This window comes from Halomonas sp. TG39a (genome assembly GCF_000744395.1).
GTDB classification, from domain to species: domain Bacteria; phylum Pseudomonadota; class Gammaproteobacteria; order Pseudomonadales; family Halomonadaceae; genus Vreelandella; species Vreelandella ventosae_B.
Window position 1 is genome coordinate 527,437 of the sequence record NZ_JQLV01000001.1, and the last position, 23,485, is coordinate 550,921.

Genomic DNA, 23,485 nt, shown 5'->3' on the forward strand with positions numbered 1-23,485 from the left:
GGTGCCGATTTATTTAAAACGTTACGTCAGTAAGAAATGAGAAAGGAAGACAGGCCGATAGTGGTTCAACTGAAATTCTTGGATTTTCTTTTTCATCAATGAATTGAACCCTTTGCAGCAGGCCTGGATTATGCCATTTCCAAAACGAAAATGTTGTTTCGGCATTACGATTGCCGTGATCGCTAGCGCCGCCGCCCTGGCATTTATGCAGGCGGTGTCGTCGGAAAGCGATGCCGTCGCCGAACCGACAGCGCAGCCCTCACTATCAGTCAACGTGACGACATTAGAACCTCAGACGCTTCCGACGACGATTGCGGCCAATGGTGATATCGCTGCGTGGCAGGAAATCATTATCGGTACCGAAATCGGTGGCCTGCGGCTGGTAGACGTCAAGGTAGACGTGGGTGATGAGGTCACGGAAGGGCAGGTGCTGGCCGTTTATAACGACACGACGGTGCGCGCAGAGCTGGCTAGGAGCCGCGCCGCCGTGGCGGAAGCCGAGGCAACGCTTGCGGAAGCGAATGCCAATGCCCAGCGTGCCCGAAGTTTGAAAACCACCGGCTCGCTTTCAGAGCAGCAAATTCAGCAATACGAAACCGCCGAACTTACCGCCCGTGCGCGGCTAGGCGTTGCGCAAGCGCAGCATGAAGCCCAAGCGCTACGCTTGGCTCAGACGCAGGTGGTCGCCCCGGACGACGGTTTGATTACCTCCCGCACGGCCACTGTTGGTGCTATCACCGGCACTGATCAGGAGCTGTTCCGGTTGACGCGCCATGGTCGCCTGGAGTGGCGGGCAGAGGTCGCCGCGTCTGATCTGAATGAGCTGCGACCGGGCCAGACTGCCAGGGTCACCGTGCCCGGTGGATATGAGCTCGAAGGGCGCTTGCGCACCATTGCGCCGCTAGTGGACACCGCTACACGCAATGGTCTGGTTTATGTCGACCTACCGTTAAGCGACATCGCTCGGTCGGGAATGTTTGCCCGGGGTGAATTTGAGCTGGGCACCCGCCAAGTGATGACGCTACCCCGCGCCGCGGTGCAGCTTCGCGATGGCTTTGGCTACGTCCATCGCGTCAGCGATGAAGGTCAGATAACGGAGCAGAAAGTTTCCCTGGGCCAGCACACGGAGGATCGAATCGAAATTCGCGCCGGGCTTGAACCCGATGCCCGAGTGGTCGCCTCGGGCGGTGCTTTTCTTGGCAACGGTGATCAGGTGCGGGTGGTTGAGACCGACGCCGAGGAGGGGGTATGACGCTCAATACCTCATCCTGGGCGATTCGCAATCCTATTCCGGTTGTTCTGCTCTTCATCCTATTGACCTTCTGGGGACTCATCTCCTTCCGAGGCTTGTTTATTCAGGACTTGCCGGATGTACAGCTGCCCCTCGTGGAGGTCTCCGCCTCATTGCCGGGGGCGGCTCCCGCCTTAATGGAGAACGAGGTTGCCCGTAAGATCGAGGACTCCATCGCTACCGTCTCCGGCGTCAAAAACATCTCTACAACGCTGACGGATGGCAATGCCGACATTGCTATTGAATTCAGGCTGGAAAAGTCCTTGCAAGAGGCTCTTGAGGATGTGCGCGACGCTGTTGCTCGCATCCGCTCGGATCTACCCGCCGACCTGCGTGATCCAGTGATTCGCAAGGGTGAGTTTTTCAGTGAGCCGATTGTACGTTACGCGGTGACCTCCTCTGATCTAGACGATGAGGCACTCTCCTGGTTCGTCGATGACAAAATGACCAAGGCCGTCTTGTCGGTGCCAGGCGTTGGCTCGGTTCGGCGTATCGGCGGGGTCGATCGCGAAGTCCGCGTGGCATTGGATCCGGACCGCCTGCTGGCGATGAACACGACAGCGTTGGATATCTCACGCCAGCTGCGCCAGGCGCAATTGGAGGCGCCCGGTGGGCGCGTGGATGTCGGCGGAGCCGAACAGGCCGTGCGCATCATCGCCAACGCTGAATCCGCAGCCGAGCTGGCGAGGATGGAGCTGGCACTCAGCGACGGTCGCCGTATTCGCCTTGATGAGGTGGCGACGGTCACCGATACCGTGGCCGAGCGGCGCTCGATGGCATTGCTTGATGGCGCGCCCGTCGTCGGCGTCGAGATGACCCGTGCCGAGGAGTACGGTGAGGTGGATGTGGCCGAGGGGGTGCAGGCTGCTGTTGCCGACTTGCAGGCGCAATATCCCCATGTCGAGGTCGAAGAAGCCTTCAATTTTGTTGGGCCGGTGCTGGAGAACTACCAGGGTTCCATGCACATGCTATTCGAGGGGATGGCGCTGGCGGTGCTGGTGGTGTTCTGCTTTCTACGCAATTGGCGAGCCACACTGATAGCGGCGGTCACGCTTCCCCTCTCGATCATCCCCACCTTCGCTTTCATGCACCTGATGGGCTTCTCGCTCAATGTGGTGACGTTGCTGGCGCTCTCGCTGGTGATCGGGGTGCTGGTGGACGATGCCATTGTCGAGATTGAGAATATCGAACGGCACCTGCTAATGGGCAAGCCCCCGCGCCGGGCCGCCATGGACGCGGCGGCGGAAATTGGCCTGGCCGTTGTCGCCACCACCTTTACATTGATTGCCGTTTTTCTACCCACGGCCTTTATGAGCGGCACCGTCGGGCAATTCTTCGTTCAGTTCGGTTGGACGGCCTCGGTAGCGGTGCTGTTTTCGCTGCTGGTGGCGCGCCTTCTCACGCCCATGCTGGCTGCGTATCTGCTGCGCAAACCCCAACATCCCTCGCGCGATCCAACGTGGATTAACTACTACTTGATCGTTGCTAACGGGTGCCTGCGCCACCGTAAGACGACGCTCCTCGCGGCGGCGGCCTGCTTTGCAGGAGGTATCTGGCTGGCCTCGACCCTGCCGGGGACCTTCATACCCCCCGATGATAATTCCCAGACGCAGGCGACGCTCACCTTGCCGCCCGGCAGCACCTTGTCTGAAGCGGAGGCGCTTGCCGAGCAGGCACGCTCACGACTGGTGACGCAACGGCATGTAGTCAGCGTTTTTGCGGCCATCGGTGAGAACTCCGGCAGCAGTGACTCTGATGTGACCTCTGTGGAACTGACCGTCGGTTTGGCGGATCGCGCAACCCGCGCGGGCGTTACGCAGCAAGACATAGAGCAGCAGTTACGTATTGCACTCGCCACGCTTCCCGGCGTGCGAACTCGCGTAGGTGATGAGGGGGATGGCTATGAGTTGGTGCTTGCCGGTGAGGATAGCCGGGTGCTTGAACTGCATGCCCGTCAAGTCGAGCGGGAGATGCGCGCCATTCCCGGCATCGGCGCGGTGAGTTCGACGGCCAGCCTGGTCAGGCCTGAACTCATTGTACGCCCTGATTTTGCCCGCGCCGCCGACCTTGGGGTCTCGGCTCAGGCCATCGCCGACACGCTGAGCATCGCGACCGTAGGCGACAACGCTGAGGACCTTCCTAAGTTGAACTTCAGCTCGCGTCAGGTGCCGGTGATGGTCCGACTGGCGGATGCCGCGCGGGAGGATATGGCGACCCTTAAACGGCTACCAGTGCCTGGTGCGAACGGACCAGTGCCGCTGGAGAGCGTGGCTACCTTTGAGTGGGGCAGCGGACCTTCGGAAATCACCCGGCATGATCGTCTGCGCAACGTCAATTTCGAGGTGAGCCTGCAAGGGCAGCCTTTGGGAGAAATCGAAGAGGCCGTGCAGGCACTGCCCAGTTTACGTCAGTTGCCGCGCGGCGTGTTTCAGACACCAGAAGGCGATGCAGAGGAAATGGCGGAGCTTGCCTCAAGCTTCGGGATTGCCATGCTGACCGGCGTGCTGTGTATCTATATGGTGCTGGTGCTGCTGCTCAAGGATTTCACGCAGCCGGTCACCATTCTGGTGGCGCTGGTGCTCTCCATCCCCGGGGCTTTCCTGGCGTTGTTCCTCACGCAGACGCCCGTGTCGCTGCCTGCCATGATCGGATTGATCATGCTGATGGGCATCGCCACCAAGAACTCAATCCTGCTGGTGGACTACATCATCATCGCCCGTCGGGTGCATGGGTTGGAACGCGTGGACGCCATTCTCGATGCCTGCAAAAAACGTGTCCGGCCCATCGTGATGACCACCATTGCCATGGGGGCGGGCATGATGCCGATCGCCCTAGGGTGGGCTGGCGATCCCAGCTTCCGGGCCCCCATGGCCTTCGTGGTCATTGGTGGGCTGCTCACTTCAACGCTTCTGAGCTTGCTGGTTATCCCGGTGGTGTACAGCTACGTGGATGACATCGGCAATATCCCGGGGCGGTTCAAGCTGCCCCCAAACCACGCAACGCAAACATCGGAGTAGAAATTGTCATGAAACAGATCGAAAAAAACCTAGAGAGCCTGACAATGGGACGCCGCAGTTTTCTAACTGGCGCGGCGGCACTTGGTGTTGGTGCTGGGTTGTCCGCGCCTGGCATTATCTCCAGTGCTGCCGCGACAGAGAAATCGGTCATCGCATTGCGAGACCAGGATCTGCCATTTATCGCCACGGAAGAGACCTATACCACCGAGGAACTGATCGCGCTGAACGCGATTAACGATCAACACGTAGAGTACCTCAGGGAAACGGGTCTTGCCGAACTCGGCCCTGGCCGCATCGGTGCAATGGATAAGGCGGGGATCAATGTTCAAATCCTCTCCGCGCATACGCCGGGCGTGCAGAATGTCCCTGGTCAGGAGGGCATCGATTTTGCCTATCGTCTCAACAAGATGATTGCCGGTGGCCCGATGGCCACCCATCCGGGGCGGTACCAGGCCTATGCAACCTTGCCTCTGCAGAACCCGGAAGCATCAGCGGACGAACTGGAACGCGCCGTTCGGGAAGATGGCTTTCTGGGGGCCATGACCAATGGATTCATTGGCAACAAATTCCTCGACCACCCGGATTTCGAGCCCCTTCTGGCGCGCGCCGAGGCACTTGATGTGCCGATATACCTGCATCCCGGCTTCCCCCCGGAAGACGTGTTCAATATTTATTACAACACCATGCGGCCAGGGTATGACCAATTGTTCCAGAACTACATTTTCAGCGGATCAGGATATGGATGGCACCAGGAGGTGCTGACTCAATGTCTTCGACTGATCATCACTGGGGTGTTCGATAAATTTCCTAAACTGCAGATGATTATCGGCCATATGGGAGAGGGCCTTCCGTTCTACTACGAGCGTATCGTGGGAGATATGAGCGAGTCGACGGAAGACTCGCTGAACAAGCCTATCGGGCAATATTTCAGTGACAATTTCTGGTACACAACCAGCGCATTCTTCCAGGATGAACTGCTTCATCTTTTGCTGAGGTACATCAGTGTGGATCGGGTGATGTTTGGAACGGATTACCCGTTTGCAGACATGAAGCAAGGAACCGACTGGTTTCGGGCGGTGGATCTGCCCCGTGAAGCCAAGGAAAAAATTGCGTTCCGAAATGCAGAAAAGCTGTTTGGAATAAAGGTCTGACGCATCCGACCGGGATCGAATGATGCCGATTGGTGTCAGCGGGCCATAACCGGAGATCACTTTGGCTGTATCTCAAGAGTACAGCCAAAGGATGCCAAGCGATGCCTCTTGCCTCCCTCATAGTGGCCAATCACTCATCGGAGGTCTCATGTCCCCCAATCCAGATTCCACGGTCGTCAATCGGCGGTCCAGGAGGGCGCTGCCATCCAACGCTGATGACGCAACGACCATGCTCGTCGGCGCAGTCAAGCGATACGGCTCTGGCGAGTCCGCCATCGTCGCGCTCGACGACGTCACCATCGCGTTCCCGGCAAGCGTCGTTGGTGAGCCGGGCATTCACCCGCTCGCGCCTGCGCTGGCCAACGCGCTGTTCGCCTCCACACAGCAGCGGATCCGTAGTCTGCCGTTCTCCGATCATGTCTAGGCCAATACAGACCTGTCGAGGCCCATCATTGAGCAGCGACGGCAAGGCATAGAGGCATCAGGAATGACATCGGTGGATGGAAGCATGTGGTGTCCTCGTCGCATGGGACGAGGCTGCCCGGTAATGCGTCATTCAGAAGTCTTAGCGGGGGATCGGAACGATCAAGAAGTATTGCGTAAGTTTTCAGTAAGCCAGCGGCTGCGACAGTCAACGCTCTATTCCACCCAACGTCGACTGAAGAGCCTCGGGTCTCTGGAGACTTCGCGCATGATCTATCGACTCCTGCACCGGTGGCGCTGGCTTGGCGCCTGGACCCTGGCCAACCTGCTGCTTGCCTGGATGATCTCGCTGCGCTATGTCGGCTATATCCAGCCCGAGGGGGCCGAGCAGTGGAGCTACCTGCTGATGGTTTTCCTCGGTCATCTCTCGCTGCTGGTATGGCTGGGAGCTTTGCCGATGTTCGTGCTGGCCACGCTTTTGCGCGGCATCGGGCTATGGCTGTTGACCACCCTGTGGGCGAGTGGCCTGCAGTTGCTTCTGCTGCTTGATACCTTCGTCTACGCTCAGTATCGTTTCCACCTGAGCGGCTTCATCCTCGACCTACTGCTCAACGCCGGGGGAGACGTGTTCAGCTTCTCATGGGTCGCCTGGACACTGGCCGTCGGCGGCGTGCTGGGCATGTTGGCGGTTCAGGGTGCTCTCGGGCTGCTGTTCAAGCGACGTCCACCTGCACGTCCTGCGGTCGCTATGCTGGTAGTGAGCTTGTTGGCCCTGCTGGGGGTGCACGGTTGGCATGCCTGGGCGGATGCCCACTATGACCGTGACATCACCGGCATGACGCGTCATGTGCCGGTCTTCTATCCGGCCACTGCCAAGCGCTTCTTCGTCAAGCAGGGGTGGGTCGACCCCCAGGCGGTGCGCGATCGGGTGGATCTCGAGGCGACGGAGGGAAAGGCGCAGGATCTGGTCTACCCCTCTGCGCCGCTGAGCTGCTCGCCGTCGGTGCCTTCCGACAACCTGCTGCTGGTGTTGCTGGATGCCCTGCGTCACGACATGCTTACTCCTGAAGTGATGCCGAATCTTTACCGGTACGCCAATCAACCCGGTTGGTTCAGGGCGCGTGAGCATATCAGTGGTGGCAACTCCACCAAGGCAGGCGTCTTCAGCCTCTTCTATGGCCTGCCAGTCACCTACTGGGATGCATTTACTGCCAGCCAGACGCCCCCGGTGCTGATGGAGCGATTAGAGGCTGCCGATTACCGCTTTCAGGTTCTCTCTTCGGCGACGCTGGTGAGCCCTGCCTTTGACCGTAACGTTTTCGCCGGCCTCAAGGATGTCTCGCTGGAGGCAGCACAGGGTGAGCCTTGGGAGCGCGACCAGCAGATCACCGATGACTGGCTAGCCTGGATGGACAAAGAAGAGGCAAGGTCAGATGAGCGCCCGTTCTTTGGTTTCCTGTTCTATGATGCCGTGCACGGCTACAGCCATCCGCCAGACTTCCCACGGTTCACACCCTATTGGGAGCATATCAACCACATGAGCCTGGGGCCTGACTTTGATCCCGAACCTTACTGGAACCGCTATCGCACGGCAGCGCGCTATGTGGATCAGCAATTGGGACGTGTACTCGATGACCTGGAGCGCCGTGGGCGGCTTGAGGATACTGCGATAGTGATTACTGCCGACCACGGAGAGTCCTTCAACGAATATGGCAAGAACTACTGGGGACATGGCAGCAACTACACGCCGGAGCAGGTTCAGGTTCCGCTGGTGATGCATTTGCCGGGACGGTCCGGTGGGGTGCTGGAGCGGCGAACGCACCACGCCGATATCGCACCGACGCTGCTCGAGGAACTGCTCGACTGTGAATCGGCTCCTCAACATTACACCCTGGGGCAAAGCTTGTTGGACGTCGACCCCCATCGCGACTGGATGCTTTCAGGCAGCTATATGGGTTATGGAATCCTGATGCCCGACTATCAGGTGGCCGTGCATCCCACAGGGGCCTTCGAGGTCTATGACTACCGCATGAACGAACTCGACGATACCGAGCTTGAGGCCCGGGTGTCGAACCAGGTACTCAGGGCGCTGTCGAGGTTCTATCGCTAAGACACCAAGGATGGTGCATTGCCGGCTTCAGCATACGGAGTGAATCAACCATGGCTTCAATCCCTATAACCATCTGTTGAGCAGGCCAATGGGTAACCCGACAAGCTGCAGGTCTTCGACCCCGAACCCCGGTGCGGCGTTGAAGGTTCGGTGGTTTCAATGACCAGATACAACAAGTGTAGTGGCATAGTGAATTGGCTGCGCCGTTGTGTGAAGCAAGGCACATACACAATGGGCACCTAATTTAGCCCTGGAGTTGGTCTTGCCTTCAGCTCTATCGTTGCTCGCTACGCAACGATAGAGCTGCATTAGCGTACGGCCGTTTCAGAGCTTGCCGTCCGCAATCAATTCGCGGGTGCGTTTGAGCGTCGATAGCAAGGCGGCCTTGTAGCCCTTGTCGCTGTCGAACTGGGCCTGTTCGGCCTGCTCCTCAGTGCTGCCCGGCTCTTTACCGCGCAGGCCGAGGTAGCAGTAAAAGCGAAGCTGGAGCGCCCCCGCCTCGTCCTCGAACAGTTCGTTGATGATCGCGCCTTCGCGGGGGCCCGTGGCCTGGAAGAAAGTGACCTTGCTTTCCGGCTCCAGGGTGATGATCTCACGCAGATTGGTGCCGGCGATGGTGGCTTCGCGCACGAAGTGCGTCGCACTTTCCTCCACGACGTCGCAGCGGGTGCATAGGCCTTCGGGCAAGAATAGGCGGGCGTCGCGGGCCTTGAGCACCAGGCCTTGCCAGGCCTGCGTGCGGGTCAGAGTGGTTTCCCCTGCCGGGTTCACCGGGACAGTAGCGGTCGAGTAGATCATGGTGAGTTTCCTTATGTTGATTGGGAGTGCGCTGCCGTCAGACTGAGGCCGCGACCTGGGTGGCGAATTCGCGATAAGAGTGAAGGGGGCGACCCAGAAGGGCAGTCAGCCGGTCAACGTCACCGGTATCGGGGAGCATCCCCTCGGTGATGAAACGCTCGCTCATCAGGCGCATGTCGTAAGCCATCCAACTCGGCATGTGCTGCAATAGGTTCTGTTCGAACGCGACGGTATCCTCACCCGGATAGGCGATGGGGCGACCAAGTACATCGGTCCAAATAGCGGCAATGTCCTGGCCGGTTAGCGTGTCGGGGCCAACGAGATTGATTCGCTCGATCGGTAGCGGTACGGCTGACTGTTCGCGGCGCAGGAGCTCAAGGGCGGCGACCTCGCCGATGTCACGCGTGTCGACCATCGCCAGGCCCTTACTGCCGATCGGCATTGGGTAAATGCCGTATCCGGTGATTACCTCCTTGATGGTCAGATCGTTCTCGATGAAGTAAGCGGGCCGCAGGATGGTGGCGTTAAAGCCCATCTGCTCGATCATGCGCTCCACACCGTACTTGCCGGCAAAGTGCGGCACATTGACGTACAGATCGCTGTGGATGACCGAGAGGTAGACAATTCGCTCAATGCCGGCCTCACGGGCGAGATTAAGCGCGATCAGCGACTGGGTGTACTCGTCGGGCACCACCGCGTTGAGCAAAAAGAGCGTCGAGACGCCGGAGAAGGCATTGCGTAGCGAGTCCACGTCGAGCAGATCACCCTGGACGACGCCAACACTCGTAGGAAAGTTGGCCTTAGGGGTATCGCGGACAAGCACGCGGACATCGGCATCGCGCTTGACGAGTTGTTCGACAACTTGGCGGCCGACAGTGCCGGTGGCGCCGGTAACGAGAATGGTCATGATGATTTCCTTGGGTTGCGGGTTGTTGACTGATACTGGTTTGGGCGTGAAGACGTCACGCGGCGTCGAAATGGTCGACGATGTTGTTCAAGCAGACCTTCATGTATCCCTTCCACTGGGTGCCTACGAAAAGCCTAAGCGGAATCGCCGCCAGGCCGTTTCTTGCGTGGAACGTATAGGCCCACTTAGCCTGCGTTCCGCCTTCCACTGCCACGAACCACCACTGGCCGCATGCATGCGACATCAGGTGCTTCAGCGAAAAGCTCGGGTCGCTGACGTGGTAGGCGAAAAAGGCTGGACGGTCGTAATGCGTGAGGCCTTCGCGCACGCTACTGCTATCGTGAAGGTGCACGGTGCGTGTCGAGCCGGGCCGATCCCAGGGGCCAGAGACATCTGACGTTGACGCCACAGCTGGCACAAGCCCGTAACCCGTGAGGATCTTTGGCAGTACGTCCTGTGCAGCAACGAAGTCGAAAACGTCTTTGATTTCGCCAGGAATAAAGCACTCTAGCGTGACGGCGATTCCTGGCCGTTCGGCGCGATGGGTAGCAGGGTCGCTACTATTCCCATCCGAATGGTTACCGCGCGGCTCGTCTGCCAGGGAAGTCAGGATTAGTGTCTTAGGGCTTTTCATAAGAACTCCTTTGGTTCGGGTTGCGTATGACCGAACAATAGGTGGTTTCATATTCAAAACAAAGACGCTAAATTAGAGATGGTTCGTATCAAATTTGAGACATCATGGATCTAAACGCTCTGAATGATTTCCAACTGGTGGCCGTCCACGGCGGTTTTGGACGTGCAAGCCGGGCCAGCGGCAGATCCAAGGCAACCTTGTCGCGCCGAGTGGCTGATCTGGAAGAAAACCTAGGCGTTCGACTCTTCGAACGAAGTGACCGCAGCCTCGAGCTGACCGAAGCTGGCCAACTGCTGCTCGCACGAATTGAGGGGCCAATGCGTGAGGTGGCCGAAGCAGTAGCGGCGGCGCGAGATGGCCTTGATACCCCGAGAGGAAGGCTGCGCGTAGCGGCACCGTTGTTGTTTTCGCAGGTGGCGCTTGGGCGACTGGCTGCCGCCTTCCAGGCGATCCATCCCGACGTGCAGATAGAAGCGGTGGCCGAAGACCGGCTCGCCGATCTCGTCGAAGAGCATTTCGATGTCGCCATCCGCATCAATCCGCACAAGGACAGCATGCTGGTGGGCAGGTGTTTTGCCCGAGACAGACTTGTCTTGGTGGCAGCTCCCTCGGTTCAGATACCAAAGCAGAGCGGGGATGAGCCGCTCCGCATTCCGGCGATTGTCATGCCGACGTATCGAGAAGGTGAGGTCTGGTTCGTCCAGGATGGCCAATTGTCCGTCGAACCACAGCCTGTCTTACGGCTGTCCTCGCTCCTGACTGTTCGAGATGCCGCTGTGGCGGGTGCAGGAGCGGCCATGTTGCCGCAATCCATCATTGGAGGCCTGCTGGAAAGAGGCGAGCTGGTGTCGTGGGGCGCCGCCGGCAACGAAGTCGAGCTTTGGGTTCTGCATACCTCTCGACGCTTACAGAGCCCCAAAGTCCGGGCCTTTGTGGAGTTCATCTGCAACTATTACCCCAATGGATCATTTGTCGTTCAGGAATAATCTCTGGGCGTGGAAAGATCACGGCCTGAATCGCTGGGGCGCGCGATCATCGATCCAAGCTTTAGCGTCCCTATGGTCTTAGCCGTGTTCAGGGACTGATGACCTCGATGCTTGCTCGTCAACCAGCTGCGTTATGTTACGACGAAGCGGCGTCAGGATAATAACGGCTAGCGTTGATTAACGATGGGTTTTAGCAAGGAAAACAACTAATGCGTTCAGAAAAAGACAAGATGCTAGCAGGGGAGCTCTATAACCCTGCTGATCCGGTACTGCTAAAAGAGCGTGAAGAAACACGACGACAAGTGAGGCTCTACAATCACGTATTGGAAACTGACGTCCAGCGTTTGAAAGCCTTGAAAGCATTGTTCGGATCGACGGGAGAAAATCTCTATATAGAGCCCAATCTACGTTTGGATTACGGGTATAACATCCATGTAGGTGAAAACTTTTTCGCTAACTTCGACTGCATCCTGCTGGATGTTTGTGAAATACGCTTTGGCGATAACTGCATGCTTGGGCCGAATGTGCAGATTTATACGGCGACCCATCCGCTTGATCCGCATGAGCGCAATGCGGGTAAAGAATACGCAAAGCCGATTACATTTGGCGATAACGTCTGGATTGGTGGTGGAGCCATCATTAATCCAGGCGTTAGAGTAGGCAATAACGTGGTCATAGCGTCGGGCGCTGTTGTAACCAAGGATGTACCCGATAATGTGGTGGTAGGCGGTAATCCTGCTCGCATAATTAAAAATATTGCAGTGAAGGGTGGGTAATCGTTAGCTTGCGTTGAGGTAAGGGCTTGTCTTCTATCCTTTATTCGCTCTGAGCATGGTTGGCAGACGTGAATGGACAAATGCACTGCGGCCATCAGCAAACAGTGCATGTGCGAGTTAGAAGGCTAGAGGATAGGGGAACTCACATCTTGCTGAGCATCTCGACCGCTTGATCGAAGTGTCCGTCACGCTCTGCCCAGCGTAAGAAATTGACTTTCTCCACCAAAATCTCCTTGGGTGTCGGTTGCTGTTGAAACAGTGTCATGACCTCTTCGATATAGTCATCAAGCGGCATATAGCCTTCACGGGTCGACTGCCCAGGTGTCAGTTCTGTCTGAACCGCAGGAGGAGCCAGCTCAATAAGCTCGACCTTGCCCTTGAGCTGTTCGCGCAGGGAGATCGTATAGGAGTGAATGGCCGCTTTGGTGGCGTTGTAGGTTGGCGTGCCGCTCAACGGTACAAAAGCTAGGCCAGAGGAAACGTTCACGATAACGGCGTCGGGCTGGCTTACCAAGTGGTCAGTGAGCGCGTTTGTCAGTCGGATGGGCCCCAGCAAGTTGGTGACGACTGTCTGCTCGGCATCGCTCAGGTCTCGGGTGCAGGACAAGTCCTCGCGACGCATAATGCCCGCATTGTTGATCAGCACATTGAGGTTGGGATGCTCGGCGATGACACGCTCAGCAAAGGCGGTGATCTCCTCTGGATCCTCAACATCGACAACCATCGCGTGCATGTCGCGCTGGCCAGCGATGGTTTCCTCCAGCGTTTCCATGCGCCGCCCGGCGACGATTACGGTGTTGCCAAGCGAGTTGAAGCGAAGCGCAAGCTCACGGCCAATGCCTGATCCACCGCCGGTGATGAGCATGGTATTTCCTGAAGTTTTCACTTTTAAACCCTCCATCAATGTGAATAACGCTGCATGACTCAAGACCATTGAGGCGTCCGCGATAATGGCTGAGTCATCTCAGTGTAGGCATTTGCTGATGGCAAGGCTTGCCAAGCCTTGCGCAAAACTTGCCTGATCCTGCAGGTGTGGAGAAACCCTTTCTGAGCCATGCTAACGTTGAGATGGGATGCTGGAGGAATGCATATGAACTCACTCAAACAGGCGGTTCAAACCTATGCCAATCACGATGGCCTGGTGATAACCCCATTGCCGGGGCTTAGCATGATGAGCGTCGAAACCCCTGCTGGTGATTTGCAGTCGGTATACAAGCCGTTGGTTTGCCTGGTGTTACAGGGAGCAAAACGCATGGTGGTTGGGCACCAGAGCCGAGTGGTAGCGGCCGGTGAGTCGGCGATTGTGAGCGCGGATATGCCGGTCGTCGGGCGGATTGTCCAAGCCAGCCCGAGTGAGCCCTATCTGGCCGTTGCGATTGACCTGGATAGAAGGATCTTGCGCGAGCTTACCGCCCACATGGGCAGCGTGCGTACCCAGCGGCCATCCGAGATGCAGACGTTATTCGCCGAAGACACCGAAGCCGAGTTGATTGACTGCGCATCCCGGCTGATGAAACTGCTGGATCGTCCCGAATCCGAGCCGCTTCTGCGCCCCGGCATCATGCAGGAGCTGCATTATTGGCTGCTCTCGGGGCCTCACGGCAATGCACTGCGGGAGATTGCCGATCCGGATAGTTACGCAAGCCGCCTCGCCGCTGCTATCGAGATTCTCAGAGCTAACTACACCTCACGCGTGCCGGTGGAACAGTTGGCGACTGAGGCGGGCATGAGCCTTAGCTCGTTTCACAAGCACTTCAAGCAGATGACGTCGCTAACGCCGGGCCAATACCAGCAGCGGCTGCGCTTGATCGAAGCGCGCCGCCTGATGCTTGACGAAGGTGTTACCGCGAGCAATGCCGCCTTTGAAGTGGGGTACGAAAGTGTCTCTCAGTTCACTCGCGAATACGGCCGTCTTTTCAAATCGCCGCCAAAGCGTGACGCACTGCGCTTGCAGAAAACCATCGGGGCCGCCAGTAGAAGCGCCGCTCCGCCGAGACGGATAGGCGCTTGAGGTACATGGCTGCTTACTCGGGGAGTTTGGCAATGACCTTGATTTCAAAATCAAAGCCCGCCAGCCAAGTGACGCCGACCGCTGTCCAGTTAGGGTAAGGTTTTTCCGGAAACGCGCGCGCCTTGGCTTCCAACCAGATAGGGAATTGGGCTTCCGGGTCGGTATGGAAGCTCGTCACATCGACGATATCGTCAAAGCTTGCGCCTGCTGCCTCCAGAACACGCTGCAGGTTATTAAACGCGAGCTGTACCTGAGCGGCGAAGTCTGGCTCGGGCGAGCCGTCTTCACGGCTGCCGACCTGGCCCGACACGAACAGAAAATCGCCAGAGCGGACAGCAGCGGAATAGGTGTTTTGTTCATAAAGCGCCTGGCGGCCTTGGGGGAAAACGACGTCACGCTTAGCCATGGGTATCTCCATCAGTAGGCCGGAACCGACCCGTTGTTTACGATGAAGTCACTTTAAGCCTGCATTCGTGGTGGATAAACGGCGAATTCTGTTCAACATTGTTTGTAGTTTTCAAACAATCACAAGGTGTTTGACTTAGCCATGGATCGTTTTAACGCAATGCAGGCATTCGCCCGAGTCGTGGAGACGGGCAGCTTTACCAAGGCAGCTGATACACTGCACATGAGCAAGACCAGCGTGACGCAACTGGTGCAACAGCTAGAGGCACGGCTGCGTGTAAAGCTGCTCAACCGCACCACTCGCAAGGTTAACGTCACGGCGGATGGCGCGGCCTACTACGAGCGCGTTATCAAGCTTCTGGCCGATATGGATGATGCTGAAACCAGCCTCTCCAATGCCTCGGTGTTGCCGCGTGGTCGATTAAGAGTGGACGTACCCAGTCCTTTTGCCCGGATGATTCTGATTCCCGCCTTGCCCGCGTTTCACGCTCGCTATCCCGATATTCAAATCGATATGGGGGCGAGTGATCGCATGGTGGATCTGATAGGTGAAAGCGTGGACTGTGTGGTGCGCGGCGGAGAACTCACTGATTTATCGTTAGTGGCGCGCCGCGTAGGCGACCTGAAGATCGGTATTTACGCAGCGCCGAGCTATCTGAAAAGTGCTGGTTTGCCTTCACACCCGCAAGAACTCTCAGCTCCCCCTCACTACATTGTAGGGCTCCGGTGGGCCCGGGCCGGGGTGGGTTCTCCCTACGCCATGTACCGCAACGGAGAGCGCGTCACCGTACAAGGGCGCTATGTGGTTTCGGTTGATGACGGTAATGCCGGTCTTGCAGCAGGAATAGCGGGGCTCGGCGTAGTTTGGCTTCCTGACTACATGGCCAGTGAGCACGTATCTCGCGGGGAGCTGGTTCGCCTATTTGATGGCTGGCATCTCGACCCAATGCCGATGTACGTCGCTTTTCCACCGAATCGGCACGTCAGCGCCAAGCTGCGTGTGTTCATTGATTGGGTGGTAGATTTGATGGCGCAGCATGCGCCTATCGTTGATCGACAGATGCATAAACGCTAACGGTGCAGCCCTTCCTCTTTAAATAGTACTCGACGGTCAGCTCGGGTATCCCCAATAAAAGGCGTAACCAAAGTTTAACCGCATATCAGTTTGCCTCATCTTTGTCGGCAGATAGGGCAATGTCCTTATACTTTTCAAGCGAATCAATCCGCTCGTTTAGCGCATGACTAATTGAGTTATAGGCGGTGCTTCCCAACGCCAAGCGTAATGGCGGGTTCTGCATATCCGCTGCTTTAATAATGGCATCAATGGTATTGGTCGCATCGCCTTTAATGGCAAAGGCGCCTGATACCAGTGCTCTACGTAGCTCCCCCGCAGGGGTGTTTTCATAAGCTGGCATGGGGTGTGTGCGGTCTAGCCCTTCCGCGAAGTTGGTGGCCGTGGGGCCAGGCTCGGCGATAATGAAGTCAATTCCAAAAGGTGCGGCTTCTTTCGCCACTGACTCGACAAACCCTTCAATGCCCCACTTAGTGGCGTGATAAAGGCTGAAGCTTGGATAGGCGATCTGGCCGCCCTCCGACGATACCTGAACAATGCGGCCGCCCCCTTGTTCGCGAAGATGGGGGAGCACTGCGCGGATGAATTGAATGGAGCCGGTGAGGTTCGTCGCTATTTGCCGCTCGATCTGTTGGTCGCTAGCTTCTTCGGCAGCGCCAAAGAGACCATAGCCCGCATTGCTGACCACCACATCGATTCGACCGAGTTTTGCGAATGCTTGTGAAATGGCATCTCTCATCGTCGATGTATCGGTTACGTCGAAGGTCAACTGCCGCAAACGATCTCCGTGTAGGGCTAACAAGTCGTCCAGCGCACCCTTGCGTCTTAGCGTGGCCACAACGCGGTCGCCGCGTTCGAGCAGCCGTTCAGTAAGTAGGCGGCCGAGGCCAGTGGATGTGCCTGTGATAAGCCAGGTTTTAGTCATAAGAAATCCCCTAAGTCATTAAACAAATGTTGCAAGACATAGGCTAGGGCAGTATCACTGGTTAAAGAATACTCAACAATTGGCACGAGGAGGTGAAAGTAATTCACTAATGAGTAAGCCAACGTTAGCCGACCTCAAGGCCTTTCAGGCAGTGGCCGAACACCGCAGCTTTCGCCGAGCAGCCGACCTAATGGGCGTCAGCCGCTCTTCACTTAGCCACACCGTACGTACGCTGGAACAAAGGTTGGGAACCAGGCTGCTGCACCGAACCACCCGTAGCGTCTCTTTGACCGAGAGCGGTGAGCGCCTGCTACTACGTTTGAGTCCGCTATTGAGTGACTTGGACACGATTCTCGAAGATGCATCAAGCTTCGAAGGAAAGGTCACGGGCAGGTTGCGTATCAACGGTAGCGAAGCGGCCATTCGCTTGTTGCTGCAAACTGTTGTGCCGCAGTTTCTCACCCTTCATGAAGGTGTCGAGCTTGATCTTGTGGCAGAGGGGCGGCTTGTGGATATCGTCGGGCAGGGGTTTGATGCGGGCGTCAGGCTGAGAGAGGCAGTTCCTCAGGATATGATAGCCATCCCCGTGGGTCATGATCTGCGCTTTCTTGCCGTTGCCTCACCTAGCTATCTACAGGGCCGTCCGATACCCGAAACGCCAAGCGACCTTGCGTCTCAACGATGCATAAGACAGAGGCTGCCGAGTGGCAAGCTCTACCGCTGGGAGTTCCACCAGAATGGCCAGGACGTGGCGGTTGATGTGCCTGGCGCTCTGACCTTGGATAGCAGCCCACTTATGGTGGAAGCCGCCGCGGATGGGTTAGGCATTGCCTATGTTCCAGAGTCTTATGCTCAAGCCTATTTGAGCGATGGAAGGCTGGTTACCGTGCTCAATGAGTGGTGTCCACGGATCCCTGGGCTGTTTCTCTACTACCCGAATAATCGGCTTGTGCCGCCAAGCCTGCGTGCCTTCATCGATCTGCTGCAAGAGAGGCGAGTTTAAGCTGGATGAGACGAGTTTAAACTGGAGGAAAGTGCCCCGGATTGAGTGTTCATCTACCACCTCGGCCTAAGCTTTGCTTCCCTTACCAGTTGCCAGAAGCCTCCGCCTACCTAGGCCGCTCCGCCATGATGCGCGCAAGGCGCTCTAGGGCCAGTTCGAGCCGTTCAATCAAACCCTCCAGCAGTACGCGGCGGTCGGCGGGGACATCGCCATAGGCCATAATCGCCTCATCCAGCTGTTTACCTGCTTCGCGAATCCCTTGAGGTGGCCGCCCGTTGGCGCTCTCTTCAAACCCGCTAGCTAGCGTGCCTAGTAGGTGGCGATGCGCCTCGCGGATGCTCGGGTGAGGTGCATCATCAAGCCGATCACGCAGGCGCAGCGTAGCGGTGCCAACATCCAGTCCGGTCAAACCCAGAATAAACAGGTGGCGCTGGTCTTCGGGTAGCATGTCGTCATGCTGAGCCAGTTGCAGAAGCCGATCCGCCATGTGGCCGCTGAAGCGGGTTTCGGCGTCGCGAATCGAGCGCTGGCTTAGCTCATGGATATCGGTGGAAATTGCATTGATTAAACGCCGCCGCCGAAGTCGGGTGCCCAGCCCCGGCAGCAGGCGAAAGCCCATGACCACACAGCTTAGCCCGATCACTACGGCCACCACCCGGTTGGCAAAACTATCGAACGAGAAGTCCATGCCGTTTCCGGGCATGGTGAGCAGAATATTGAAAATGGTGAAGGCCAGGCAGTAACCCATGGTCGCCGGGTTAGTGGCGCCCAGCAGGCCTAAAAACAGCGGCGTGCCAAACAGCATGGCCAGCATCGGGAAGCCATTGGCCTGTGAGAGCAGCACATGGCCGAACAGAAAAGCACTGGGAATCGCCGCCAGCATGCCCTTATAGAACATCATGGTAATCGCCAGGGGATTATCACGGCTGGCGAAAAAAGCTGAAAACAGCGTGCCCAGCATCATCGCGATCATGGCGCTCTGCCAGGCGGTGACGATCCAGAAAGTCGCCAGTAGCGAAAATACTAGCCCTGAGCGAATGGCGTTAATACCGGCGGCGAGGTGATCGCGGTGCCAGGCCAGTGGCGATGAGCGCAGTTTATGGCTCTCCGGCGAGGCAATCGCCTCCCGGGCATCGAGCATGATCATGGCGTGGCCGATCGATTCACGGAGCCCCAACCGCAGACGCCGATCGAGAGGGGCTAAGCTGGCCTCTTCCTCGCTTTCATGAACCCGGTGGCGTAGCGACTGGAGGGCTTTTCTGGCCTCAACGACCCCTTTGACGTGTTCAGCATCGCGAAAGCCTTTTGCGACCTCACCTGCGAGTTCGATACTTTGTGGGGCGAGTCGGTCGGCGTGGTCGTGCATTAGCTGATGCAGCGCCTGCAGATTGGCGAAAAAGCGCAGCGTGCGGCGGGTTAGTACATGGGCTGCGCGCACTCGGCCGGGGCCTACCGGGCCTTCAAAGCGGGCGGCCTGGCTGTCGGTTTCCAGCAGAGTTAACGGCACGAGGCTGCTGCGCAGGGCTTTCTGCATTGCCGGAATATCGCCGCTGGCTTCTAAGCGCAGGGCGGCATGCTCGAAGGCTTCGTTGATCACGCTGTCGGCCTGAGTGGCCAGGTGGGTGCCCACATGGGACGGCCAGAGCAGCGAGCTGACCAGCATGGCACAGATGGCTCCCAGCCCAAGCTCGGTAAGGCGCGCCACAGCGATATCGAAAATCCCGGCGGGCGAACTGCCGCTGGAGATAACCACGATCAGCATCGCGGTGACGGATGCCATCAGGCAGCCGTAAGTGTAGTTATTACGCCATAGTGAGCCCACGTAGGTGCACAGCATAATCCAAGCGGTCAGCACGATAAGCGCGGGTACTCGGGCCTGGGCAAATAGGGCCATGATCGCGATACCCGCCACGGCACCAATAAAGGTGCCGACAAGTTGGCAGATGCCTTTCTCTACCACCATGCCACTCATGGGGCGGATCTGCAGAAACGCTGCCGACATCAGCGCCCAGTAGGGGCGCTCCAAGTCGAACATCAGCGCGATATAGAGAGCGAGCATCATTGCCAGAGTGGTCTTGATGGCAAACTTGACCGCTGTGGCGTTGGGCGTCAGGTAGGTGCTAACAAACGGCGACATGGGTTACTCAGACTGATCGGCAGCGTTTTTAGCAGGGCGGACACGCACGGTTGCGGTCATGCCGACGCTTAGCAGAGTGTCATCAGGAACGTCTTCTAGTGCAATGCGCACCGGAATGCGCTGCGCCAAGCGCACCCAGCTAAAGGTGGGCTCCACTTGCGGTAGCAACTGCTGGTTAAGGGTTGTGTTGCTATCGGCAATGCCTCGGCCAATACCCGCTACGCGGCCCGCCAGATGGGTGTCGCCGTTCATCAGAATCACATCCACCGGATCGCCCACGTCGATCGACGTCATTTTGGTCTCTTCGAAGTAACCCACGACATAGAAGGAATTATCCGCGATCAGCGCCATCACCGGCGTGCCGCGATTAGCGTAAGTACCAGCGGTAAGATGGACATTGAGGATATGACCACTGACCGGTGCGGTTATTTGGGTGCGCGCTAAATCAAGCTGGGCGCTGGCCAGCTCTGCCTGGGCCTGCTGTAAATCGGCAGCGGCAATGCGCGAGTTGATCTGGGCAATCTGCTGGTTTTCTGCGCTAATCGCCCGATTGTTGCTCAACTGGTTACGTCGACTCTCCTCGGCGCGGCTTAGCTCCAGGGTCGCCTGACGATGTTCAACCGTCGCCTGGGCGCTGTCCACCGCTGCTTGGTAACGCGTGTTGTCGATCTCAAACAGCGTATCACCTTGGGCAACATAGTCGGTGTCCACCACTTCAAGTGTGCGTACCCAGCCAGAGACATCGGGGGCAATCGTCACCACTTCCGCATGAACCCGAGCGTCACGAGTCCAGGGGGTATAGAGGTAGTAGTGCCATAGCCATGCACCGGCGGCAACGGCAATGGCGACAATAACGAGGGTGAGCAAAATACGGAGCGAAGGGCGCATCGGCGATTCTCTCAAGGGCTGTCTTAAGGGCTTTGAAGCAAAACAGTAAAAATGAACGTGGTGGCAGCGGTGAGGATGACAAATAATGAAATGTCGAACCACGCCTCGTACCAGAGCGCGTACTCGCCGACCACCCAGTGCAGTAGTGAACGAACGGTCAGCGTAGCAACAAAGCCGATCAGCGCGTAGATCAACAGAGGGCTTAAGTAGATGCCACCGACAGCGATTTCTTGAAGACCCATAACATCCTTAAGTGGCCTGGAAGTAACGACAATGGGAGGCGCTAAATGGGGCTAATGACGTGCCAGACATTTATCCCCTGCCAGTGAAAGTGACTCAGCACCAGTATAGAGAGCGAGAGCATAGTTTGCCTTATAACGGCGAATGAGGTGTAGGTTCGTGTGCGGTGGCCCTGGTAGGGTTCATTCCCAGCCCTATTCGCGGGTGTGCTAAAGTGCAGCTTCGTCGTTTTCCTTTGTTTATCCTCTGAATAGTTGACTGTTGCCCGTGAGAACAGATAGCCGCCTCTCTCGTATGCTGCATGTGCTACTGCACATCGCGCGGGAATCCCAACCGATTACTTCAGAACAGATTGGTGCCATGCTGGGCACCAACGCTGCCGTGGTACGGCGCACTATGGCGGGCCTTCGGAAAGCGGGCTATGTAAAGTCTGAGAAGGGCCACAACGGTGGCTGGCGCATCGCCTGTGATTTGCACAGCGTAACGCTGCTGGATATACACAACGCCGTAGGCGGGCCGCGCATTTTCGCTATCGGCACCGACCGTGATAACCCGGACTGCGCGGTAGAGCAGGTGGTTAATGCGGCGCTTTTTGATGCCATGCGCGAAGCGGAAGCGCTACTGATCGCCCGCTTGGGAGCGATCACGCTAGCGGAATTGGCCACTCAGTTTGACGATATTGCGACGCGCAAAGGCTACCAACTGCCGACGCCTTAATACTTCAACACCTACCCGATTGACGTTAATCGGCATTCTCAACATTGCCATTGACCTCTGTGCGCTTTTTAATGCATCAATAAAAGATACATGAAATTAGTTTATTCACCATGGGCTTAAAAGGCTGGGTGCACACGGAGGAAGAGCAATGAGTTTTGATACAGTGATTATCGGTGGCAGCTACGCGGGTATGGCGGCAGGGCTACAGCTGGCCCGAGCAAGGCGGAAAATATTACTGATAGATGCGGGACAGCCCCGCAACCGTTTTACGTCTCACTCCCATGGTTTTTTAACCCAGGATGGTGCGCCACCCGCAGAGATAGCAGCAGAGGCCCGTAGCCAACTGATGGAGTACCCAACGGTTGAGTGGCACACGGGGCGGGTGGAGGCAGTAACGGGGGCGGCTGATAATTTCTTGGTGGCGCTGGCTGATGGAAGCACCTATCAGGCACGGCGCATTATTCTGGCCGCGGGTGTTACCGATGAGCTTCCAGGCTTACCGGGGCTCGCCGAGCTGTGGGGCAAACGCGTTTTTCACTGTCCGTATTGCCATGGCTATGAGCTGGGCAAAGAGGGTATCGGTGTGCTGGCAACCTCAGAACTCGCGATGCCCCACGGCTTAATGCTGCCCGACTGGGGCGCCACCACGCTGTTTCTTAACGATGCCTTTGAACCCAATGCCGAACAGCTGGCTCAGCTTAAGGCGCGTGGCACCCAGGTAGAGTATGGCGCAGCGGCACGTATTAGTGCGCAAGCAGAGGGTGTCGAGCTGGTAATGCAGGATGACCGCGTATTTCCACTGGAGGGTCTATTTGTCGCGCCACGCATTCACCTTAGCCCACTGGCAGCACAATTGGGCTGCGAGCTTGAAGAGTCTCCCATGGGTAATATCGTCAAAACCGATGCAATGCAGGCTACTTCAATCCCGGGCGTGTTCGCCTGCGGCGACTTAGCGCGTGGTGCGGGCTCGGTGACGTTTGCCGTTGCCGACGGCGCCATGGCAGGGCTTTCTACCCATAGAACGCTAATGTCTGGCATTTAATGCTTGGCTTCAGCTGTCGATATGTAAGCTAACTCTCAATTAGTTAAATTAGAACTATGCTTTAGTATTAGTGTCGTACTTGCCAACTCTTAGGTAGTCGGAGAAGGCGTTTGTTAATCAAAAAGAAGAAAGCTCGGTCTCATACCGAGGATCGCTGCTTGGCTCTGGTACTGGCGACGGCTGCCGGTATCCTCAATGCCATGGCGTTGGGTGCTTTTGGGTTTCTCCCTTCGCATATGAGTGGCAACGCCTCACAAATGTCGACGGAAGTAGTCAGCCCCGATACCTATGGCTTGTTGTTTCTGGCAGCCCTGCTCTTGGCATTCGTGATAGGCAGTACGCTCGCACGCGTTGCCGTGGTCGTGGGGCAGAAACTCAGAACCATCTTCTGCCTGATTCTCTTGGCGGAGGGCGTGGCATTGACTGCAGTGTCGGTGTTTGAACTGCTGTTTTACTCGACACGCTTCAACGAGGAAGTGCTGATAGCACTGGGCTTCTTGATGGGTGTACACAACGCGACGTCAACGCAACTCTCAAACGGGCGGGTGAGGTCGACTCACGTGACCGGCACACTAACGGATGCTGGTATCGCGTTAGGCTCGTTCCTATCATCCTTGGTGGCACGGGGTGAGGCGACCGACCGCCGTTCTTGCCGAAAGCAACTCTATACGCATTTGACGACGATTTTTTCATTTCTAACGGGGTGTGTCGTCGGATTTGTGTTGTTCAATTTGTTTGGTTTCAAGGCAATGCTGGGGCTGGGGGTGGTTTTGATGATCGTTCCCTTGAGCGCAATTGTTATCACAGTGCGTACGGCAAGTAAGTTGATGGACGCCAGAAGAGCCTAACGGGTAGTGACGTCCCTTCGCCGGTCGCACAGTTACGATTGACTAAACTGCATTGGCATCAGGCTTGCTGTGTACCTGAGCGCCCTCCGCTAATAGATAGACTG

General features: G+C 57.2%; 22 protein-coding genes. 13 read left to right on the forward strand and 9 right to left on the reverse strand.

Annotated features, from left to right (window positions below):
- The first annotated feature begins 130 nt into the window (after positions 1-130).
- The 5 genes from U738_RS02375 (at position 131) to U738_RS02395 (ending at position 7,992) form a co-directional block, all read left to right on the forward strand.
- Complete coding sequence (locus tag U738_RS02375; RefSeq protein WP_231896753.1) at positions 131-1,252, forward strand: efflux RND transporter periplasmic adaptor subunit; 1,122 nt, start codon at positions 131-133, stop codon at positions 1,250-1,252.
- The gene (locus U738_RS02380; RefSeq protein ID WP_035576948.1) at positions 1,249-4,308 is read left to right on the forward strand and encodes an efflux RND transporter permease subunit; all 3,060 of its coding nucleotides are present in this window, start codon (positions 1,249-1,251) and stop codon (positions 4,306-4,308) included. The genes U738_RS02375 and U738_RS02380 overlap by 4 nt, the downstream gene beginning before the upstream one ends.
- Positions 4,309-4,316: 8 nt before the next feature.
- Entirely contained in the window at positions 4,317-5,459 is a 1,143-nt protein-coding gene (locus U738_RS02385) for an amidohydrolase family protein (protein WP_035576950.1), read from the forward strand.
- Between the two features lie 148 nt (positions 5,460-5,607).
- On the forward strand, positions 5,608-5,883 hold the full coding sequence (locus U738_RS23400) for a hypothetical protein (RefSeq protein ID WP_035576952.1): 276 nt from the start codon (positions 5,608-5,610) through the stop codon (positions 5,881-5,883).
- 267 nt (positions 5,884-6,150) lie between these two features.
- Entirely contained in the window at positions 6,151-7,992 is a 1,842-nt protein-coding gene (locus U738_RS02395) for a DUF3413 domain-containing protein (protein ID WP_051912746.1), read from the forward strand.
- A 324-nt stretch (positions 7,993-8,316) separates the two neighbouring features.
- On the opposite strand, the gene U738_RS02400 is transcribed toward U738_RS02395, so the two are convergent.
- Genes U738_RS02400 through U738_RS02410 form a run of 3 tightly spaced genes read right to left on the reverse strand, consistent with a single transcriptional unit; the run spans position 8,317 to position 10,331 of the window.
- Positions 8,317-8,790, reverse strand: a complete 474-nt coding sequence (locus tag U738_RS02400; protein WP_035576954.1) for an SRPBCC family protein — start codon at positions 8,788-8,790, stop codon at positions 8,317-8,319.
- A 37-nt stretch (positions 8,791-8,827) separates the two neighbouring features.
- Complete coding sequence (locus tag U738_RS02405) at positions 8,828-9,697, reverse strand: SDR family oxidoreductase (RefSeq protein ID WP_035576956.1); 870 nt, start codon at positions 9,695-9,697, stop codon at positions 8,828-8,830.
- Between the two features lie 55 nt (positions 9,698-9,752).
- The gene (locus tag U738_RS02410) at positions 9,753-10,331 is read right to left on the reverse strand and encodes an SRPBCC family protein (protein ID WP_081899023.1); all 579 of its coding nucleotides are present in this window, start codon (positions 10,329-10,331) and stop codon (positions 9,753-9,755) included.
- 104 nt (positions 10,332-10,435) lie between these two features.
- Between U738_RS02410 and U738_RS02415 the strand changes: the two genes are divergently transcribed.
- Complete coding sequence (locus tag U738_RS02415; protein WP_035576957.1) at positions 10,436-11,317, forward strand: LysR family transcriptional regulator; 882 nt, start codon at positions 10,436-10,438, stop codon at positions 11,315-11,317.
- Between the two features lie 209 nt (positions 11,318-11,526).
- Positions 11,527-12,093: a sugar O-acetyltransferase gene (locus U738_RS02420; protein ID WP_035576959.1), complete on the forward strand. Its 567-nt coding sequence runs from the start codon at positions 11,527-11,529 to the stop codon at positions 12,091-12,093.
- Positions 12,094-12,235: 142 nt separating this feature from the next.
- Here U738_RS02420 and U738_RS02425 read toward each other — a convergent pair whose 3' ends face one another.
- Complete coding sequence (locus U738_RS02425; RefSeq protein WP_035576961.1) at positions 12,236-12,979, reverse strand: SDR family oxidoreductase; 744 nt, start codon at positions 12,977-12,979, stop codon at positions 12,236-12,238.
- 204 nt (positions 12,980-13,183) lie between these two features.
- Here U738_RS02425 and U738_RS02430 point away from each other — a divergent pair, with 204 nt between their 5' ends.
- The gene (locus U738_RS02430; RefSeq protein WP_035576963.1) at positions 13,184-14,104 is read left to right on the forward strand and encodes an AraC family transcriptional regulator; all 921 of its coding nucleotides are present in this window, start codon (positions 13,184-13,186) and stop codon (positions 14,102-14,104) included.
- A gap of 13 nt (positions 14,105-14,117) precedes the next feature.
- Here U738_RS02430 and U738_RS02435 read toward each other — a convergent pair whose 3' ends face one another.
- Entirely contained in the window at positions 14,118-14,510 is a 393-nt protein-coding gene (locus U738_RS02435) for a RidA family protein (RefSeq protein ID WP_035576965.1), read from the reverse strand.
- Between the two features lie 141 nt (positions 14,511-14,651).
- On the opposite strand from U738_RS02435, the gene U738_RS02440 reads away from it, so the two are divergent.
- The gene (locus U738_RS02440) at positions 14,652-15,584 is read left to right on the forward strand and encodes a LysR family transcriptional regulator (protein WP_035576967.1); all 933 of its coding nucleotides are present in this window, start codon (positions 14,652-14,654) and stop codon (positions 15,582-15,584) included.
- Between the two features lie 85 nt (positions 15,585-15,669).
- Here the strand turns inward: U738_RS02440 and U738_RS02445 are convergent, their stop codons facing one another.
- Positions 15,670-16,506 carry an SDR family oxidoreductase gene (locus tag U738_RS02445; protein WP_035576971.1) on the reverse strand — a complete coding sequence of 279 codons (837 nt, stop codon included), beginning with the start codon at positions 16,504-16,506 and terminating at the stop codon, positions 15,670-15,672.
- A 109-nt stretch (positions 16,507-16,615) separates the two neighbouring features.
- Between U738_RS02445 and U738_RS02450 the strand changes: the two genes are divergently transcribed.
- On the forward strand, positions 16,616-17,509 hold the full coding sequence (locus tag U738_RS02450) for a LysR family transcriptional regulator (RefSeq protein WP_035576974.1): 894 nt from the start codon (positions 16,616-16,618) through the stop codon (positions 17,507-17,509).
- Between the two features lie 106 nt (positions 17,510-17,615).
- Here the strand turns inward: U738_RS02450 and U738_RS02455 are convergent, their stop codons facing one another.
- The 3 genes from U738_RS02455 to U738_RS02465 are packed head-to-tail and all read right to left on the reverse strand — an operon-like array spanning position 17,616 to position 20,776.
- Positions 17,616-19,646, reverse strand: coding sequence for an FUSC family protein (locus tag U738_RS02455; protein WP_035576978.1), 2,031 nt, complete (start codon positions 19,644-19,646; stop codon positions 17,616-17,618).
- A 3-nt stretch (positions 19,647-19,649) separates the two neighbouring features.
- Positions 19,650-20,534: an efflux RND transporter periplasmic adaptor subunit gene (locus tag U738_RS02460; protein ID WP_035576980.1), complete on the reverse strand. Its 885-nt coding sequence runs from the start codon at positions 20,532-20,534 to the stop codon at positions 19,650-19,652.
- 23 nt (positions 20,535-20,557) lie between these two features.
- A complete protein-coding gene (locus tag U738_RS02465; protein WP_035576982.1) occupies positions 20,558-20,776 on the reverse strand; it encodes a DUF1656 domain-containing protein in 219 nt (72 codons plus the stop codon).
- A gap of 265 nt (positions 20,777-21,041) precedes the next feature.
- Between U738_RS02465 and U738_RS02470 the strand changes: the two genes are divergently transcribed.
- The 3 genes from U738_RS02470 (at position 21,042) to U738_RS02480 (ending at position 23,381) form a co-directional block, all read left to right on the forward strand.
- A complete protein-coding gene (locus tag U738_RS02470) occupies positions 21,042-21,491 on the forward strand; it encodes an Rrf2 family transcriptional regulator (protein WP_035576985.1) in 450 nt (149 codons plus the stop codon).
- A gap of 148 nt (positions 21,492-21,639) precedes the next feature.
- The gene (locus U738_RS02475) at positions 21,640-22,533 is read left to right on the forward strand and encodes an NAD(P)/FAD-dependent oxidoreductase (RefSeq protein ID WP_035576987.1); all 894 of its coding nucleotides are present in this window, start codon (positions 21,640-21,642) and stop codon (positions 22,531-22,533) included.
- Between the two features lie 158 nt (positions 22,534-22,691).
- Complete coding sequence (locus U738_RS02480) at positions 22,692-23,381, forward strand: YoaK family protein (protein WP_200882480.1); 690 nt, start codon at positions 22,692-22,694, stop codon at positions 23,379-23,381.
- Positions 23,382-23,485: the final 104 nt, after the last annotated feature.

Bases quoted from the DNA above. Each gene is read 5' to 3' on its own strand.
- U738_RS02465 (WP_035576982.1), bottom strand. From the start codon at position 20,776: ATGGGTCTTCAAGAAATCGCTGTCGGTGGCATCTACTTAAGCCCTCTG.
- U738_RS02375 (WP_231896753.1), top strand. From the start codon at position 131: ATGCCATTTCCAAAACGAAAATGTTGTTTCGGCATTACGATTGCCGTG.
- U738_RS23400 (WP_035576952.1), top strand. From the start codon at position 5,608: ATGTCCCCCAATCCAGATTCCACGGTCGTCAATCGGCGGTCCAGGAGG.
- U738_RS02430 (WP_035576963.1), top strand. From the start codon at position 13,184: ATGAACTCACTCAAACAGGCGGTTCAAACCTATGCCAATCACGATGGC.
- U738_RS02400 (WP_035576954.1), bottom strand. From the start codon at position 8,790: ATGATCTACTCGACCGCTACTGTCCCGGTGAACCCGGCAGGGGAAACC.
- U738_RS02395 (WP_051912746.1), top strand. From the start codon at position 6,151: ATGATCTATCGACTCCTGCACCGGTGGCGCTGGCTTGGCGCCTGGACC.
- U738_RS02450 (WP_035576974.1), top strand. From the start codon at position 16,616: ATGAGTAAGCCAACGTTAGCCGACCTCAAGGCCTTTCAGGCAGTGGCC.
- U738_RS02445 (WP_035576971.1), bottom strand. From the start codon at position 16,506: ATGACTAAAACCTGGCTTATCACAGGCACATCCACTGGCCTCGGCCGC.
- U738_RS02460 (WP_035576980.1), bottom strand. From the start codon at position 20,534: ATGCGCCCTTCGCTCCGTATTTTGCTCACCCTCGTTATTGTCGCCATT.
- U738_RS02455 (WP_035576978.1), bottom strand. From the start codon at position 19,646: ATGTCGCCGTTTGTTAGCACCTACCTGACGCCCAACGCCACAGCGGTC.
- U738_RS02415 (WP_035576957.1), top strand. From the start codon at position 10,436: ATGGATCTAAACGCTCTGAATGATTTCCAACTGGTGGCCGTCCACGGC.
- U738_RS02440 (WP_035576967.1), top strand. From the start codon at position 14,652: ATGGATCGTTTTAACGCAATGCAGGCATTCGCCCGAGTCGTGGAGACG.
- U738_RS02475 (WP_035576987.1), top strand. From the start codon at position 21,640: ATGAGTTTTGATACAGTGATTATCGGTGGCAGCTACGCGGGTATGGCG.
- U738_RS02410 (WP_081899023.1), bottom strand. From the start codon at position 10,331: ATGAAAAGCCCTAAGACACTAATCCTGACTTCCCTGGCAGACGAGCCG.
- U738_RS02385 (WP_035576950.1), top strand. From the start codon at position 4,317: ATGAAACAGATCGAAAAAAACCTAGAGAGCCTGACAATGGGACGCCGC.
- U738_RS02405 (WP_035576956.1), bottom strand. From the start codon at position 9,697: ATGACCATTCTCGTTACCGGCGCCACCGGCACTGTCGGCCGCCAAGTT.
- U738_RS02380 (WP_035576948.1), top strand. From the start codon at position 1,249: ATGACGCTCAATACCTCATCCTGGGCGATTCGCAATCCTATTCCGGTT.
- U738_RS02420 (WP_035576959.1), top strand. From the start codon at position 11,527: ATGCGTTCAGAAAAAGACAAGATGCTAGCAGGGGAGCTCTATAACCCT.
- U738_RS02435 (WP_035576965.1), bottom strand. From the start codon at position 14,510: ATGGCTAAGCGTGACGTCGTTTTCCCCCAAGGCCGCCAGGCGCTTTAT.